Consider the following 16,997-nt stretch of genomic DNA (forward strand, 5'->3'; position numbering starts at 1 on the left):
CACGATAATCTGATATTTAGAGTGGGAAATTACGAGTCTAAAGTTCTGCGTGGCCAGTCTAGCGTGGGAGGCTATGCGGGAATTTTTATTGAATAAAGTGATTGTTGGCGAAGAAAATGAGAAGCTATCCGAATCAATATGCGGTTGTTGACGATATACACGTGCCGCGTCGGGATGATCAGCAGGAAGATTTATTTTCTTACTCCGATGGGGAAGAATTCGAGCGCACCATAGAGCGGATAATTTCTGAAGCGTCAGACCGCTCCCTGTTTTCGGCCGAATTAAGCGCGGCTAGTTGGGATTGGCGCTCGACGTGTCATTTGTCTCCTGTTAGGGCCAACATTCTTCGACCATTGGAGGAGGCATGCCGTGGCCGGGTACTCGAATTGGGCTCCGGTTGTGGGGTCATTACCCGCTTCCTGGGAGAGTTGGGGGGAGATGTCGTTGCATTAGAAGCATCGTCGTTGCGCGCCTCCATTACGCGACAACGTACAGTGGATTTGCCGAACGTTAAAGTGGTGTGCGATCGCATCGAAGAATTCGACTCGATCGAGAAATTCGACGTTGTGACAATGATTGGCGTGCTCCAGTACGCACGAATATTTTCGCGCTGTGGAGAGCGTGCTGAACTTGAGCTTCTCGCTAATGCGGCACGCCAGTTGAAGGACGATGGAATTCTAGTAATTGCCATTCAGAATAAATTAGGACTCAAATACTTTTCAGGCTTTCCTGAGCCAAATGTAGATTTGCCGAATTATGGAATCGAGAACCGATACGGCTCCGATACCATTATTCGTTTCGGTTTGGAAGAAATTCGCGGCATTCTGGACTCTATGGGTTTGCAAAGTCAGCAGCTCCTGTTACCGCTGCCGGACTATCACATGCCGGTATCGATCCTGTCGTCATCGGGATCGATACCCAATCCCCATTTTTCCGGACAGACGCTGCTAGAACTCTCGGTGGGTCGCGATCGGGCTCGTCCCGACTGGATTGCCCCGTCGTTTTCGCTGGAGCAAGTTTGGAAATCCATCTATAGCAACGGTCTGGCTCCAGACTTGGCGAACTCATTTCTCATCGTGGCGGGGAGGAACGAGCAAGCTCTCAATTTTCTACAGCGGCGAAGGAACTTCGCTTGGCACTACAGTGTCGAGCGCCATCCTGCATTCGCTACCGTTAAGCGGTTCGCGCTTGAGCAAGATACTGTTGTTGTCACTCGTGAACTGCTCGCGCCTCAGCTTGCGCCGAGCGTACCAGTGACACATCATGTCGAGAACGAGCAATATCTCAACGGCGTCCTGTGGTGGGATGTGCTTGTAGAAATTGTTAATAAACCAGGGTGGTCCGTCACCGACGTGTGTTCGTGGGCCCGCCGCTGGCTTGATGTATTGTGCGAGCAGGCGAATCTCGGGCCCGCAGTTGCACTGTCTCTTGACAAGGATGTGTCGGGGACGATGTTTGATTGGACGCCGATGAATTGCGTCCAGATGCCCGACAATACGTTGCGTTTTTTTGATAAGGAATGGGAAATCCGGTCTAGTCTCTCCTTGTCCTATCTGATTGTGCGCGGCTTGTTTGGGAGTCTGGCCAGCGTGGCCAGTTGTGCAGAAGCGGCACCGGGTACGCCGCTGCGGATTATTGATCTTTTGCGGGAAGCTCTGAAATTGCAGGGAATTGTGATCACCGACGATCACGTCGAGACGTATATTGCTCAGGAATCCTGTATTCAACACTGGATAAATAAAGGTGTGGATGGTGCTGTCAATGATCTATGGGTCAAGTACGTAAAAGAAGCGACGTTAGTTTTTCGCATTGATCAACGGAAAGCACACACACAGGCGCAATTGCACGCGCAGTCGGAGGCGCAAATGCAGGCGCAGCTCGAAGAGGCCCAGGCGCAACTTACACGGCAGGCGCACATCCTGAATGGACTAGAAGGGCAGCTTGAAGCAATGCGGGCGGAGCAAACCGCTCGGAATAATAGGCTCCGATCACGCGTCGCTTATTTGGTCAGGAGGCTACTTCGTCTCCGGTAGCGTTGCCCCAACGTAACGTGCCGAAGAGATCTGTATGCGCAGTTTTTCTGCAAAGATTGTTGCGATGTGATGCCTCGAAGGCGCAAGTCCAGATAAAATTCTTTTTTCCTGCGGTTTGAACTGATCGCTGAACAGGCGAGTTGATATGAATGTTTTACAGGTGAATGGCTATCAATCTCCAGGCCGGCGTTTTAACGGTCTATCCCTGAAGCCATATCTGGCAACGCTAGGCGTTTCGTCCAAGCAGCTAGTCTGGGAGCAAGACTGCCTGGAGGCCGATGTAGTCAGCTTGCAGGATAAGATGGTGCGCAAGATAAATCGCTTGACACGCGGGATTGAGCGCACACTGTCTTTGCAATCACAGCTCTATACCAACGGCGCTCGAATTGCGCGACTGCCAGAATTCCGTGAAGCAGACTTGGTTCACTATCACATTATTCATTCTGGATTTCTGAGCATGCAGTCTCTGCCCGCTCTGACGGCGCTAAAGCCGACAGTGTGGACACTGCATGATCCGTGGGCCATGACTGGCCACTGTATTCACCCTTTTTCCTGTCAGCGCTGGAAAACGGGCTGCGGTCACTGCCCGGACCTTAATACGGACTTCAAGATTAATTTTGACACCACGGCACTTAATTTCCGGCTGAAACAGTTTGCGTACAAACGGTCAAATTTCGAAGTGATCGTTGCGTCCACATGGATGGAAAATATGGTTCACCAGTCGCCACTGTTCGACGGGGTGCCAGTCCATAGACTTCCATTTGGGCTTGACCTGGATTTCTTCAAAGCCCGTGATCAAGCACAGGCTCAAGCGCGCCTAGGAATTGAGCCGGGCCGTCTGGTTCTGTGTTTTCGCTCGGTCATGAACGATTTCAAGGGCTTGCAATATGTTATCGAGGCGTTAGATCGCATTCAGGTTAACGTGCCTATATGCCTGCTGACGCTGAACGACAAAGGGCGGGTTGATCGATTTAAGGAGCGCTTCCAGGTTGTTGAATTGGGCTGGACCAATGACGATGATGTCATGCGCGATGTATACGACGCGACAGACTTGTTCCTGATGCCGTCGTTGGCGGATTCGTTTGGCTTGATGGCGGTGGAAGCAATGGCTTTTGGTAAACCATCCGTATGTTTTGAGGGGACGGCATTGCCGGAGGTGCTTTTCGCGCCTCATGCTGGGATCGCAGTGCCGTCACGTGACTCTGCTGCGCTGGCCAATACCATCGAGCGACTAATTCATACGCCAGAGGAAAGAGAGGAGCGGGGGCACCGCTCACGGCAACTTGCCGAGCAGCACTATGACATTCGCAGACAGGCTGAACACATGGTAGACGTTTATCGTCAGGTCGTCGCGAATCGTAAGGCGGCCTGAGTTGCGAGGTGACAGGTGCGAGTCTTTGTTGGATGTAGTGTGCGAGGCAATCGGATCGGGCCGAGCGCGAGCGGTTGCTGAGCCAGTGTGCTAGCGATTGTTGAGACGCCATTTTGAAAGGCGCGCCTCGCAGGAGAGAGTTGCAGTCTTGTCGGCGCTATAGCAGTTTGGCCTGATCTGGTCGCTGGATATCGGACTACTCACCGGGGCTTTAGGCTGAATGGTTGGTGGTGCTGTGTCGCGCGGCGCTCATCTACGGTATCATATCTGAGATATTCACACGCGATGTTTTTATTCCTCCGGTACTCGGCGACTTCCTGATATTGTCTCCGTCTAGGTCTTGGAATTGCCGACTCGTATATCGCTCCACATTTCGCTAAGACGGTCGTTATTATGTCGTCTACGCCGACAGCGAACGTCAGGCGCGATGTTCCTATTGACCCCGTGGATGAGGGTGCTGGTGAAATATTCGGAGTCGTCGATATTGCGTCTTGATGTCGAGCTTTCGCCTCCAATTTTAGAATGGTGTTTGTCATTCTCCCCATTGCTGTCGCGACGCTTGTACTCAGTCTCCAGAGCGTCGCGGTCATCATGGCCTGTTTTGGGAGTTCGTCGTGTTGCAGGATAGAGTGACAGTAGGCACTGGCAATTTGATCTCCGGTCAAGAGAGGACGCTCGTCAATCGTGGCAGGATTTTGCTGTTTAGCTACGCTTTCCCGCCGATGCAGGTTCAGATGACGGCCGCGGTATACAAGCCGATGGCAGCTATCGCACGCTCCGGTTTTGCCGTTGACGTTGTATGTGCTGATTCGTTCTGCAAGGAACTACCGCTCGACGACAGTCTCCTGCCATTCGCAGAGAAAACGTTTTCAACGATTACGCGGTTGACTCCGTCTAGGGGACTCGTAAGTCGCTTGCGTTCGTCTTCCCGCGTGTTCTCCCGCGTGCCAGATCTAATGACGGTTTTGCAGGAATCTGCCTATGAATCGCTCATGGATTTGGACTTGGGTCAATACGATGCCGTCATGACTTGGTCTCCTTTCCATTCGATTAACGCTGTTATGGAGCGTGTTAAGAGGGCCCGCCGCAACGTGCGCTGGATTGCTCAATTTAGCGATCCTTGGGCGGGAAACCCACTTGAGGTGAGTCGTTTCACCAAATTCTGGAATCAGCGCCATGAACCGCGTACAGTTAATGCCGCCAACTTCATAGTGCACAGTTCGCCCTATTCACTTGATTTAATGTTGAAGAATCATCCGCAGGAGAATCGACGCAAAACTGCTGTGATTCCGCATGCTTATGATGAGGCACTCTTTCCTCGACGCGCCAAAGCAACGAATGACAGAATTCTCCTTCGCTATGTTGGGGTGCTATACGGTCGCCGTTCGCCGGAACCCTTGTTTCAGGCATTGGTCAAGCTGCTCGCGCGTCGTCCCGACTTGCGCGATGTATTTCATGTGGAACTAGTTGGTCTGGTCCCACCGGAAATGCTTCAGACCGCTGCCGCACTCAGTCTACCAGAGGGCACAATCAGTACGGTTGGCAGCGTGTCGTTTGTCGAGTCGTTGGAGAAAATGTATGACGCAGACATTCTTTTGCTAATTGAGGCTGATATTCGTAAGAATCTATTCATGCCTAGCAAGTTATCGGACTACATGGGAGCAGGTACGCCGATAGTCGGTCTTGTACCTCCGGGCAGTTCGGAGGACGCGCTACAGCAATTGGGTTGCTGGCATTCTCGCCCCAACGATATCGATAGGATTTCGCAAGCGGTCGAAGAGGCACTGATGCATGTCATGAATCGTCCCGACGTCTCGTGGTGTGACGAGTCTTATCGTAACGCCTTCAGCGGCACAAGCGTAGCTCGCGCGTTTACCGACATTGTCGCCAAGTTATCGTTGTGACGACGGGAAAGTATTAATATGCGACCGGACCTGGTCCTTTACGCGCCGAACGTGCACACGGGCGGAGGTTACGTTTTGTTGCGTGCATTGCTGGCTGCTTGGCCAGCGGAGCAGTCGCTACGTGCGTTTTTGGACATTCGGGCTCGCAAGCGTTTGACGCTGCCTGCGATGGCGGATGTGACATGGGTTGAGCCGCGTCTCACATCGCGTTTGCGGGCAGAGTTCATGGTCCGGGATGCTGTAGATAAAGATACACGTCTATTCTGCTTTCATGGTTTACCGCCACTGCTAACGTCGCGTGCCGAGGTGATAGTTCTGATTCAGAATCGACTACTTATTGGATCCGTTAGCCTCGCCGGATATCCGCTCAAGGTACGACTTCGGATCCTGGTAGAGCGACGATGGAGTAGCATGCTTCAGCACAGATGTTCGCGGTATATCGTGCAGACGCCGTCTATGGCTGCTTCGCTAAAACGCTGGCTGCGCTATGACGTGCCGGTCTCTGTAGTTCCATTTACGTCAGATGATCATTCTTATACGTCGGCTTCGGATGATCGGAAGTCGAAATTTGATTTCGTGTATGTTGCGAGCGGCGAGAGTCACAAAAATCACAGAAACCTTTTGGATGCATGGCGGCTGCTGGCGGAAGCGGGGCTTAGACCGTCGTTGACCTTAACCGTGGATTCTTCTACCTATCGGGATCTTTCGGATCGTATTTCATGGCATATTGTCCAACTGGGATTAAATATCGTGAATGTCGGGCCGCTTCAGCAGTCTGATATAGCCGATCTCTATCGTTCGTCTTCTGCGCTCATCTTCCCTTCAATAATCGAGTCGTTTGGTCTGCCATTGATCGAAGCCACTCGACTTGGTCTTCCTGTGATTGCCGCTGAACTGGATTATGTGCGTGACATTGTGCGGCCGGTCGAGACATTTGATCCACATTCTCCTGTATCGATCGCTCGCGCTGTGCGGCGGTTTATGAATGTTCCAGATGATTTGATTGAAATTCACTCTCCTAAGCAATTTCTAGAGGAAATATTGCGATGAAGATACTAACCGAGCCGGGCGTGTGCCGACAATTGCGCCCGTAACGGCGTTCAACAAACTCGTCGTTGGAGCAGCTGAGTCGGCAGGCGCGTCCTTGGGTTGGTATGCAGAGGCCCGTGGCGGAATCCGAAACAGCTTCTACGCGTGGATCTATGCCGTTTGGAAGCCTCTGTTTCACGCGTATAAAACATTGCCGCTGCAAAGCGTTTCAGTTGCGTTGGCTGCATCAACGTCAACGGAGAGTAAACAATGGCCGGCTGCTCGTTCGCTGCAAGGGGTAACCGATATGCCTCCCGGCAGCGTGTCGGGATGCGCAGTGTAGTGCGACCTTTGATGCTGGGCGGGTCGATTCGACCAATGGTCCATGGCCAATTGTCCAACAGGTCCTCTCGCCACACCGTCTCAATGGTTTAAGAGGGGGCGAGGAAAATCCTCCCGCGGCGGTGTCGATGTTCAACTCATGAGTTTGAACTCCAATGAGAGGTGACTCAGGCCTGTCGATGATAATAAATCACGAATCTGTTGCATGAGAATTTCTCGAGTATAGTGTTTTCTCCTATCTGATAAAATGAAGACATATTCAAGTGTATAGTACGCTTATGCGGGAGCGGATTTTTCCAATTTCATGTGATCCATGATTGGGGGCGCTGCACAAGAGTAGATCATTGGAAGCGGGTGACAGAATTTTCGGTAAATTGCCGGATTTTCGATTATTTGATCGGACAGTTGGAGACGATTTATTCAAATAAAATCCGAAAAGGTCGGTATGAATTTGCTAATTGTTTCTCAATATTTCTGGCCTGAAGATTTCAGAATAAATGATCTGTCACGGCGCCTATCAGAGCAAGGGGTAAATGTGACCGTCCTGACTGGCAAGCCTAACTATCCTGGCGGAGAGATTTTTGAGGGCTATTCAACATGGTCCTTTGGGCGGGAAACGATGGATGGCATCGAGATCCTTCGTATTCCACTTGTACCGAGAAAGGCTGGTCGAGCGTTGCAATTGGCAGCAAATTATCTTTCATTCGTCTTTTGGGGGATTTTGCTGGGACCCGCGCTAACTTTTAGACGGCCAGCAGACGTGATATTTGTTTATGGAATTTCTCCGATTCTGCAAGCAATCCCGGCTATTTTTTTGAAATGGCAGAAGCGAGCGAAGCTGGTAATTTGGGTGCAGGATATTTGGCCGGATAGTCTTGAGGCTACAGGTTTTGTAAAAAATAAGTTAATTCTTGGGTTGGTTGGTCATTGCGTAAAATGGATTTATAGTCGTGCCGATGTTGTTCTTGTCCAATCCAATGCATTTATTGAGCCAGTGTCAAATTTATGTGCACGAGAAAAGATATTTTATTACCCGAATTCGGCGGAAGATGTGGTCGCATCAAGCAGTGCTAAATCTGAGTGCCCGATACCAGGCCTGACGCAATATTTTTCGATCGTGTTCGCGGGAGCATTGGGCACCGCGCAGGCGCTGGGGGTAGTCCTCGATGCAGCGGAGCGGCTAGCGGGTGAAAAGTCAATCAGGTTTTTCCTCGTGGGTCATGGCAGCCGTTCCAAGTGGCTCAGCGAGCAGGTTAAGGTGCGACAATTGACCAACGTTGTGCTTGCGGGGCGCTATCCGGTTGAGGCAATGCCAAGCGTTTTCGCAAATGCGTCCGCGTTGTTGGTGACGCTGACCGACGATCCAATTTTTGCTAGAACGGTTCCGAGCAAGGTACAGTCTTACCTAGCTGCAGGGAGACCCATCATTGGTTGCATCAACGGGGAAGGCTCGCGCGTGATCAACGAAGCGAAAGCCGGGTTAACCTGTGGGGCGATGGACGTAGACGGGCTCGTGTTGCAGGTTGAAAGACTTTACCAAATGTCCGCTAATGACCGGGCGGAACTTGGAGAGAACGGGAAAAGGTACTTCGAGGAAAATTTCGAAAGCAATAGACTTACGAAGGAATTGATTGAAAAATTTCAATCAATTATTAATGTCACAAGAACTTGAGCGAAACTTTTTCGACCAGTTTAATGCAGTTACAGTATTTGATTTTCTTTCCTCATGGAGGAGATGCATGGATTTTGCGTCAACTGTATATTCGAGTGGGGCGCCGGATAAGCATTGATCGGTTGATCGATGCAGGCCGACTCAATGTTCCAAGCCTCGCTGTGCGCATACATGGCGAGAATTCGGGTATCACATGTGTTCAACTTTAGGTGGCAGAGGTTACAGTGTTTGAAGATAAAACTTTGATGATTACAGGTGGCACCGGCTCATTTGGTAATGCGGTGCTGAAGCGGTTCTTGAGCACAAATGTGAAGGAAATTCGAATTTTCAGTCGTGATGAAAAGAAGCAAGAGGATATGCGGATTGCTTTGAATAATCCGAAGGTAAAGTTTTATATTGGGGACGTTCGTTCTTATGATTCCGTGCATGCCGCTATGCGTGGTATCGATTATGTATTTCATGCGGCAGCGCTTAAACAGGTTCCGTCATGTGAATTTTATCCGATGGAGGCTGTTGCCACCAACGTCCTTGGGGCCGAAAATGTACTGCGCGCAGCTGTTGCAAATGGAGTGGCGCGTGTCGTGGTGCTGAGCACCGATAAGGCCGTATACCCGATTAATGCGATGGGCCTTTCCAAAGCAATGATGGAAAAGGTAATGGTGGCAATGTCGCGACAATTGAATGAAAAAGAAACAGTGCTATGCGCTACGCGCTATGGGAATGTGATGGCATCGCGTGGCTCTGTCATTCCGCTGTTCATTAACCAGTTGAAGGAGAATAAAGATTTAACGGTCACCGATCCAAGCATGACTCGATTTTTGATGTCGTTGGACGAGTCGGTCGATTTGGTGCTACATGCATTCGAAAATGCTCGACAAGGTGATATTTTTGTCCAAAAAGCCCCAGCTTCAACGGTCGGCGATCTGGCAGTTGCATTGCGCGATATTTTTGGAAAGAACAACCCGATCCGTGTCATCGGAACGAGGCATGGGGAGAAGCTTTACGAATCGCTCATATCTCGCGAAGAAATGGCTCGTGCAGAAGATATGGGACAGTACTATCGTATTCCCGCCGACGACAGAGATTTAAACTACAACAAATATTTTGTTGAGGGCGAAACGAAGATATCAGATATCGACGACTATACTTCACACAATACAGAGCGTCATGATGTTGAGGGGGTGAAGCGGTTGCTGTTGAGTCTCGATTATGTTCAGGCACAACTTGCAGGTGAGCACTGAGGTTGCTAGGAGCGAGCAGCGCTTCGAAAATGCGCACGAGCAGATAAGTGAAGAAATTGAAACTTAGGTGAGCAAAAATTGATCGTTGCAGGAAACTTCAGAGGTGAACCGTTTCTGGATTTATCCGATCGCGACATGCTTTGCTCTTATGAACAATTTCCTTGTCAGATTGACATCGAATATATAGAAGTTCTAGGGCTCGCCGCCGGCGACGGCGTAACTAAGTCGTCGCATGCCGCATCAATCGGAGATGACTCCGTAACCTAGGGCGGGATTGCAACTGATCCTTTCGATCATCCGAACGTCGTTTATCCTGCACAGGCGGCGTGAGTAAAGTAGTTGCCGCTCCATTCATTCCAACGGTTGTTTATGGATATCGCGCTTGCGCAGTGATCGCAGACGACATCGTACGCATTTCTCCGGTGCTCTCATTCCGACTTGTGATCGAACTGTTCTTGCCGGCGCTGATCGCATCGGTTCGTAGCCGCATTGCGAAAGTCGCAGGAGGCAAAAATATAATCATTCGATCAAAACTGAAGGAACTCAGATGGACGCTCGAATATCGTGGCTTCGAATTACTGCATGCTTTCTGATTGTCCTGCTTCATGTCTCTGGGGAGCAGGCGGTGCATGTTGGTCCAGGATGGTTGATTGCCAATATTTACAATGCGTCCTCGCACGTTTGTGTACCAATATTTCTGATGATATCGGGAGTATCCCTGCTGACAAAAAGCGAGCCGCTCCTTGTTTTTGTAAGAAAGAGGCTTATACGAATTGTGCCTCCACTAGTGTTTTGGTCGTGCGTCTACCTCGCCTGGCTTTCCTACAATGGCATTGAGACTAGCAATTGGTTTCTCGCGATTCTCAAGGGACCTACGATGTATCACCTATGGTATCTGTATGCCGTCATAGGGTTGTATGCACTGGTGCCAGTGATGCGAAGGTTCTATCAAGGCGCGACGCGAGCGGAGAAGCTGTGGGCGCTTTCCTTATGGTTGGCTGTGGGATCTGCTTGGCCTGCAGTCTCCAAAGCGCTCTCGCCGGATACTTGCATGTCCACTTTCCCAGCCACGTGGATTGGCATCTACCAACTGAGCGTCTTTGGAAGCTATGCCGGCTTTCTGCTTCTCGGCGCGATGCTCAATGAGTTCAAAATTAGCGGTCGCGCAGGCATGATTATGTTCGTAGCTGGCTCCCTGCTGGCGCTACTAGCGACCTGTTGGCAAACAGCCAGGATCGGATCCGTTTGCCAAGCGTTTTACGAATATACTTCGCCATTTATAATCTTAGCCTCTATAGGCTTTTTCTCTATGTTTCTTTCCACGAAACCCAAGGCACCATCCGCGTTCGTAGCGCGAGTTGCCGACTGCACGTTGGGGACGTATTGTCTCCATGTGTTGATTATCGGAGGAATATTTCCGAGAATGGGATTTGGTGCAGAGGGACGGGACGTCTGGCTGACGGCACCACTTATGGCAATTGGTGGCTTTCTAATATCGATGGTATTGGTTTATGGTGTGCGTCTGACAAAAATCGGAAGATTTGTTAGTTAAGCGACCGCACTATCAATCGGAGCTAACGTTAAGGGTGCTGCATGGATAGGTTGATGGCTGGCAATCTCAAGCGGCGCTCTATGATTTGAGTTTGTGCACACACGATGTGACACGCGCCACCGGTGCATGATCGATGAAACCCGTCCCACGGAGCGCTTACCTTGTGGCGATCGATGCTGTACTCGAAATGACCTGATCGCGAGCAGCAATGTGTATGGAGATGCTGCAGGAGTCGTAGACGAATCCGTTGCTTGATGCGGATGTGATGCGGAAATGACGCGAATGGTGGTTTTCTTGTTGTCGGCGCGCATCAGTCTCAAAATACGGAAGGATCTTCTGCAATCGGACTGGCGCCCGCCGCGCGGGGACCTCAGCCGGTTCATCATGGTCGGCTCGCGTCAGTCAAGCATGGTGTTTGCCTCCGAGTATCGGCATAATAAGCGCGCTTCCTCAGCGGCGCATGTTATGCAATCGGGCGATTTTTCCTGATTTCAACATGCGTCGGCAATTTAGACTGCGCCAGTATCATGCACCCCTGTTTTTTACAATTATTAAAGGGGTACCGGCTGTGCCATCTCAAAGTAGATTGAGCCGTTCCGAGGTGTAATGAAAATGATCCGCTTCAAGTCGTCTCGACTATCGTTGAGCGCCTTCGCATTCGATTCGTGTGCGGTGGCCACAGCGTGGCTGGTGGCGTACACGATTCGTTTCAACGGAATTGTGCCACTCGAATACTGGCACGGCGGCCTTCATGCGCTGGCATGGGTTGTCGTTGCCTACGCGGCCATGTTTCGCATCTTCGGTCTATATCGTGGAATGTGGGCCTTCGCGAGCCTGCCCGACCTCGTACGCATTTCGAAGGCGGTGGCGGCGGGCGCGGTTATCGTGATGATCTGCGCCGTCATGCTGCAGCCGTTGCCGGTCATTCCACGTTCGGTGCTGGTCGTCTCGCCGCTGCTGCTGTTCCTTGCGATGGGCGGCTCGCGCGCGCTCTATCGCACGGCCAAAGAGTTCTATTTATACGGTGGGCTTGTCGCGCAAGGCAAGCCGGTGATCGTCCTGGGCGCGGGCGCCGCCGGAGCGAGTCTTGCCCGCGAACTGTCGCGATCAAGCGAATGGCGTCTCATCGGCCTGCTCGACGATGATCCCGCCAAACAGGGCCGCGAAGTTTATGGCTACAAGGTACTGGGCTCGATCAATGAATTGCCGCGCATCGCCGCCGAACTGAAAGCGGATTCCGCGATTATTGCGATTCCGTCGGCGTCGGTTGAAGCGCAGCGTCGCGTTGCTACACTGTGCGTGCGTGCAGGTGTACGCGCGATGGTGCTGCCCGCGCTCACCACGCTTACGCAAGGGCAGGCATTCCTGTCTCGAGTGCGCCAGATCGACCTGGAAGATCTTCTGGGCCGCGACGCGATCAAGATCGACACGCCACATGTAGAGACGTTGCTGCGCGGGCGCATGGTGATGGTCACCGGTGCGGGTGGCTCGATCGGTTCCGAACTGTGTCGACAGATTCTGCGGTTCGAACCGGCGCAACTGATTGCATATGACCTGTCCGAATACGCGATGTACCGGCTGACGGAAGAGTTGCACGAGCGCTTCCCCGATGTTTCCGTCATTCCCGTGATCGGCGATGCGAAAGACTCGTTGCTGCTTGATCAGGTGATGTCGCGTCACACGCCGCACATTGTCTTTCACGCGGCCGCGTACAAGCACGTGCCGCTGATGGAAGAACTGAATGCATGGCAGGCGGTGCGCAACAATGTACTGGGCACATACCGCGTCGCGCGTGCGGCGATACGTCGGGACGTTAGGCACTTCGTGCTGATCTCGACGGACAAGGCGGTCAATCCTACCAACGTGATGGGCGCGAGCAAGCGGCTCGCGGAGATGGCGTGTCAGGCATTACAGCAAACCAGCCCGCGCACGCAGTTCGAAACGGTACGTTTCGGCAATGTACTTGGCAGCGCGGGCAGCGTGATTCCGAAGTTCCAGCAGCAGATCGCGAAGGGTGGTCCTGTTACGGTGACGCATCCGGAAATCACTCGCTTTTTCATGACCATTCCTGAGGCGTCGCAACTGGTTTTGCAGGCATCGAGCATGGGCCGCGGCGGCGAGATTTTCATCCTGGACATGGGGCAGCCGGTCAAGATCGTCGACCTCGCGCGCGACCTCATCCGTCTCTACGGGTTCACCGAAGATCAGATCCGCATCGTTTTTTCGGGCCTGCGTCCTGGCGAGAAGCTGTACGAAGAATTGCTCGCTGACGATGAAACGACGACACGCACACCGCATCCGAAGCTGCGTATCGCTCAGGCGCGCGAAGTGCCCAACGATCTGCTCGATCAGTTGCTGCCGTGGCTTATGCAACACCGCGTGCTGGCAGACGACGAGGTGCGCCGCGATCTGCGCCGCTGGGTGCCGGAATATCAGCCGACAAGCACGCCGTCGCTAAAGAGCGTCGCACCGATCAGGCAGTCGCAGATTAACGGCCGATAAACCGGTGCACAGCGCGCTGCGAAACCCATCCGTGATTCCCTTACGATGGCGGCTTTCGCTGCCATCGGCGCTTCTGCGAAGCGCATACTGATCGATACCTTGTCCCAATCGACTGCTGCATGAGAATCCTCTTCGACCGGAGCTCCCTCCGGCCGGCCAAAAGCGGCGTCGAGTATTGCTCCCAGCGTTTGCGGGAGCAGAGCGACGTCGACGATGTCGGGGCCTGGGTCGATCGGACGTGTACAAACGAGAGAGCCTGATCGCGTTAATGTCCTATGGCGCGGCGCTTGGCAAAGTTTCCTTGTTTTGAGACGGAATCACTGATCACTGCAATGGCGTTGCGCGCCGTGCGTAATCTGTCGGGCAGAGAAAGGCCTGCGCCGCGCGGCCAGTTTGACGTGGGATATAACCGTAGAAAAACATGCAATGTTTCCCGGGTGATAGGCGGGTGAGCGCACATGACACAGGCCGGCATGCACGTTGGGGACATCGTCCGTGTCACGCGTCCGGCAGCAAGGAACGAGACTATGCAGATAGCAATCAGTGGTGCAAATGGGTTTGTTGGCCGGGTGCTATGCGCACTGCTGTGCGACGCGGGGCATGATGTAAACGCGCTTGTGCGGCGTGCCGGCGTAGGTGTTGCGCGCGCGCGCGAATGCGTAATTCCAGACGACAACTTCGCGAGTATCGCGGCCGGCCAGCCGGAACTGAAGCATTGTGACGTGTTCGTGCATCTCGCGGCGCGCGTGCACATGATGCAGGACGATGCCGTCGATCCGCTTATGGCCTATCGCGCTGCGAACGTCGACGGCACGCTCAACGCAGCGGCAGCAGCACGACGCGCAGGGGCGCGGCGGATCGTGTTCGTGAGCAGCGTGAAGGCGCTCGGGGATCGGGAGCCCGGTCGCCCATGGCGCGAAGACGACATACCAGCGCCCGTCGATCCGTACGGGATCTCGAAGTTCGAAGCCGAACAGGCGCTATTCGCGTTTGGGCGCACGAATGGTATTGAGGTCGTCGTCATCAGGCCGCCGCTCGTGTATGGGCCCGGCGTGCGCGCCAATTTCCACGGGCTCATGCGCGCGGTGGATCGCGGCATTCCGCTGCCGCTCGGCGCGATCGACGCGCGCCGCAGCATGGTGTATGTCGGCAATCTGGCCGATGCGATCCGGACGGTCGCTACGCGGCTGGAACCGGTCGAAGGCATCTACCACGTCACCGATGGCGATGATCTGACGGTGGCCGATATGGTTGAGGCGCTGGCTCGCGCGCTCGGCCGGCCCCTGCGCCTACTTCCCGTACCGGTCTTGTGGTTGCGTGGCATCGGGCGGTTGACAAGAAGGACTGCGCAAGTCGACAGGCTGACGAGCTCGTTGCGAGTCGACAGCAGCCGGTTGCGCCGTGAGCTCGGCTGGACTCCGCCATGGTCCGTCTTACAAGGGCTCGCCGAAACGGCTCGTGCTTTCAAGGCGGCGCGCTGACATGACGTCGATTCATTCTTTGCCGCTCCCCGCAGCGGCGGTGATTGCGGCCATCCTTTGCTTCGCGATCCTGTTGATCTTGTTACGTACCGGCTGGGCGTGGGACATCGCCGTCGATATCCCGAACCATCGCTCACTGCATGACAGGCCTGTGCCGCGAATCGGCGGCTGGGGTATCGTGCCGGCCGTTCTGTTGATCGTCGCGCTGTTTGCGTCGCCGTTGTGGGCTATCGCGGCGGGCGCTGCGGTACTCGGGATTGTGTCTCAAATCGACGACCGTCGTGGGTTGTCCGCGCGCGTTCGCTTTGCAGCACACCTTATTGTGGTCGCGGTGGTGGTTGTCGTCAGCGCGGTCGACGTTGCATGGTGGTTCGCGATTCTTATCGGTGTTTCGATAGTATGGGTGGTGAATCTGTACAACTTTATGGATGGCTCAAACGGTCTTGCAGGTGGTATGGCGGTGTTCGGCTTCGGCACGTATGCCATCGCTGCTGCGGAGTCGCAGCCATCACTCGCCCTCACCGCTGCCGCCGTGGCGGGTGCGGCTGTCGGATTTCTCGTTCTGAACTTTCCGCAAGCAAAGGTTTTTCTGGGTGACGTTGGCTCTATTCCACTTGGCTTTCTTGCCGGTGCGTTAGGCTTCTGGGGGTGGCAACACGGCGCGTGGCCATTGTGGTTCCCAGCCCTCGTGTTCGCACCGTTTATCGCCGATTCCACCGTTACGCTGTTGCGTCGAATCGCGCGCGGCGAGACGCCCTGGCAGGCGCATCGAGAGCACTACTATCAGCGACTCGTGCAGATGACCGGTGGGCACGTTTATGTTGCGCTGATTTACTATTGGCTGATGCTGGTTGGTGGTTTCGTTGCACTGCTCGCCTTGCAGGTGCCGGTCATACTTCAATGGGCGATACTCGTGACTTGGTATGTGGTGCTGGCGGTGATCGGCCTGCAGATCGATCAACGCTGGCGGCGATTTAATGGGGTCTAGAACGAAAATCGCCACGCGTGTTTGTGCGCGTCTTGGAGAGATGCGCCGTCAGCACTGGCCTCGCTCGCGACCGACGGCGATGGTACGTATCTGTTTTCGCACCAGTTATTGTCGAAACCACGCCTCGCTTCGATTTGCGAGGAATCGAGTGGTATTAAGTGAAGCGTTTCCGAACGCGTTAAGTGAAACTATTCGAAGTTGCTATGTCGTCTAGAATCTTACGGCCCTTCACTCCACAGTAACCGACTTCGCCAAATTCCTCGGCTTATCCACATCCGTGCCCCGCGAGCACGCCGTGTGATACGCGAGCAACTGCAGCGGCACGACGTGCAGGATCGGCGACAGCAGCCCATAGTGCTCCGGCATCCGGATCACATGCAGCCCCTCTTCGCTGACGATGCGCGTGTCCGAGTCGGCGAAGACATACAGCTCACCGCCGCGCGCACGCACTTCCTGCATGTTCGACTTCAGCTTCTCAAGCAGCGCATCGTTCGGCGCAACCGTCACGACGGGCATCGCTTCGGTCACCAGCGCGAGCGGCCCGTGCTTGAGCTCCCCCGCCGGATACGCTTCCGCGTGGATGTACGAAATTTCCTTGAGCTTCAGCGCGCCTTCCAGTGCGATCGGGTAATGCAGGCCACGCCCGAGGAACAGCGCGTTTTCCTTGCGCGAGAAATCTTCCGACCACGCGATGATCTGCGGCTCCAGCGCCAGCACACTGTTGAGTGCTGCCGGCAGATGGCGCAACTGGCGCACGTATTGCGCTTCAAGCGAGGCATCGACATGCCCGCGCAGTTTGCCGAGCGTCGCGGCCAGCACGAACAGCGCGACGAGCTGCGTCGTGAACGCCTTGGTCGACGCCACGCCAATCTCGCGCCCCG

The 16,997-nt window shown here is 53.8% G+C and carries 12 protein-coding genes; 11 read left to right on the forward strand and 1 reads right to left on the reverse strand.

Annotated elements, in window-relative coordinates:
* Window positions 1-116 precede the first annotated feature (116 nt).
* The 11 genes from LPA37_RS16090 to LPA37_RS16140 all read left to right on the forward strand — a co-directional run bounded on the left by LPA37_RS16090 (window position 117) and on the right by LPA37_RS16140 (window position 16,116).
* Window positions 117-2,033: a methyltransferase gene (locus LPA37_RS16090; protein ID WP_229013085.1), complete on the forward strand. Its 1,917-nt coding sequence runs from the start codon at window positions 117-119 to the stop codon at window positions 2,031-2,033.
* A gap of 145 nt (window positions 2,034-2,178) precedes the next feature.
* On the forward strand, window positions 2,179-3,405 hold the full coding sequence (locus tag LPA37_RS16095) for a glycosyltransferase family 4 protein (protein WP_229013086.1): 1,227 nt from the start codon (window positions 2,179-2,181) through the stop codon (window positions 3,403-3,405).
* 629 nt (window positions 3,406-4,034) lie between these two features.
* Window positions 4,035-5,309 (forward strand): glycosyltransferase family protein, encoded by a 1,275-nt coding sequence (locus tag LPA37_RS16100; RefSeq protein WP_229013087.1) that lies wholly within the window; start codon window positions 4,035-4,037, stop codon window positions 5,307-5,309.
* 411 nt (window positions 5,310-5,720) lie between these two features.
* The gene (locus LPA37_RS16105; protein ID WP_229013088.1) at window positions 5,721-6,359 is read left to right on the forward strand and encodes a glycosyltransferase; all 639 of its coding nucleotides are present in this window, start codon (window positions 5,721-5,723) and stop codon (window positions 6,357-6,359) included.
* 766 nt (window positions 6,360-7,125) lie between these two features.
* Window positions 7,126-8,352 (forward strand): glycosyltransferase family 4 protein, encoded by a 1,227-nt coding sequence (locus tag LPA37_RS16110; protein WP_229013089.1) that lies wholly within the window; start codon window positions 7,126-7,128, stop codon window positions 8,350-8,352.
* Window positions 8,353-8,576: 224 nt separating this feature from the next.
* Complete coding sequence (locus LPA37_RS16115; protein WP_229013090.1) at window positions 8,577-9,593, forward strand: polysaccharide biosynthesis protein; 1,017 nt, start codon at window positions 8,577-8,579, stop codon at window positions 9,591-9,593.
* A gap of 326 nt (window positions 9,594-9,919) precedes the next feature.
* The gene (locus LPA37_RS16120) at window positions 9,920-10,186 is read left to right on the forward strand and encodes a hypothetical protein (RefSeq protein WP_229013100.1); all 267 of its coding nucleotides are present in this window, start codon (window positions 9,920-9,922) and stop codon (window positions 10,184-10,186) included.
* Window positions 10,141-11,145, forward strand: a complete 1,005-nt coding sequence (locus LPA37_RS16125) for an acyltransferase (protein WP_229013091.1) — start codon at window positions 10,141-10,143, stop codon at window positions 11,143-11,145. Before LPA37_RS16120 ends, LPA37_RS16125 begins: the two co-directional genes overlap by 46 nt.
* Before the next feature lie 612 nt (window positions 11,146-11,757).
* Window positions 11,758-13,647: a polysaccharide biosynthesis protein gene (locus tag LPA37_RS16130; protein WP_229013099.1), complete on the forward strand. Its 1,890-nt coding sequence runs from the start codon at window positions 11,758-11,760 to the stop codon at window positions 13,645-13,647.
* Between the two features lie 527 nt (window positions 13,648-14,174).
* Window positions 14,175-15,128 carry an NAD-dependent epimerase/dehydratase family protein gene (locus tag LPA37_RS16135; protein ID WP_229013092.1) on the forward strand — a complete coding sequence of 318 codons (954 nt, stop codon included), beginning with the start codon at window positions 14,175-14,177 and terminating at the stop codon, window positions 15,126-15,128.
* A 1-nt stretch (window position 15,129) separates the two neighbouring features.
* Entirely contained in the window at window positions 15,130-16,116 is a 987-nt protein-coding gene (locus tag LPA37_RS16140; protein ID WP_229013093.1) for an MraY family glycosyltransferase, read from the forward strand.
* A 228-nt stretch (window positions 16,117-16,344) separates the two neighbouring features.
* On the opposite strand, the gene LPA37_RS16145 is transcribed toward LPA37_RS16140, so the two are convergent.
* The coding region (locus LPA37_RS16145) for an SIS domain-containing protein (protein WP_229013094.1) at window positions 16,345-16,997 on the reverse strand (653 nt) is incomplete at its 5' end.

Origin of the sequence: Paraburkholderia gardini (assembly GCF_907164545.1) — a bacterium.
GTDB classification, from domain to species: Bacteria; Pseudomonadota; Gammaproteobacteria; order Burkholderiales; family Burkholderiaceae; genus Paraburkholderia; species Paraburkholderia gardini.